This window comes from Buttiauxella sp. S19-1 (assembly GCF_022134725.1).
In the GTDB taxonomy this organism is placed as follows: Bacteria; Pseudomonadota; Gammaproteobacteria; order Enterobacterales; family Enterobacteriaceae; genus Buttiauxella; species Buttiauxella ferragutiae.
In genome coordinates this window covers 1-672 of record NZ_JAHWLU010000272.1, presented here as the reverse complement: position 1 = coordinate 672, position 672 = coordinate 1, and the positions used below count along the sequence as shown (strand labels likewise).

At 42.6% G+C, this 672-nt stretch carries 1 protein-coding gene; it reads left to right on the top strand.

Features of this window, described 5'->3' with window-relative positions:
- Nucleotides 1–491: hypothetical protein (locus MES37_RS24525; protein WP_237932841.1), on the top strand; the 491-nt coding region annotated here is incomplete at its 5' end.
- Nucleotides 492–672 lie beyond the last annotated feature (181 nt).

The following is a 672-nucleotide window of genomic DNA, read 5'->3' as shown; positions in this document are numbered from 1 at the left end:
ATATCATCCCGGCATTACTGCTCTGTGCCGTATTCAATGCCTGTGCCAGCGACGCTGAAAATAATATCACCGATGATTATGTCACTGACTGGAATGCCGTCACCGAGGGGCAAATTGCGCCGACCTTCCCGCTCGGCACAGATATAATCAAACTGTGTAAAACGGCAGCACCTGAACAATTTCGGCGCGAGATTATTCACCAGTGGGAACAAAAGACCGGCACTCATATGACGCAGAACGCTTTCCTGTCTGAGGACTTGCAGCTATTTGACCGTCTGGCAACCCTTTCCTGCCTTGAAGGTGCTGATTATCAGCATCAAGGAAATGGCGATCTTTTAATCAAATCACTGAATGCTCAGTTGCGGGTTTTAGATGCTAAAGACGGCAATGATGCTTTTGAACAAATCAAAACCATGGAATTCCAGACGGGTATTCTGACCGCCAGATACGGAACCAGTCTTGAGAAAAAAAGAACACATGGCGGTACATGATTTTTTAATCATTTAAAATGGGTGGATGTTGCTGAGACTAATCCACTCGACAATAATTTATTGAGAGAATGAATGATGTTAATGCCATACATTACCCTGATAAAACACTTGTTGAAAAAATACACCTAAGCGAAAAATAACATTCCTCAGCTAACTCTATGAAATCATTATTTCCTTTTAC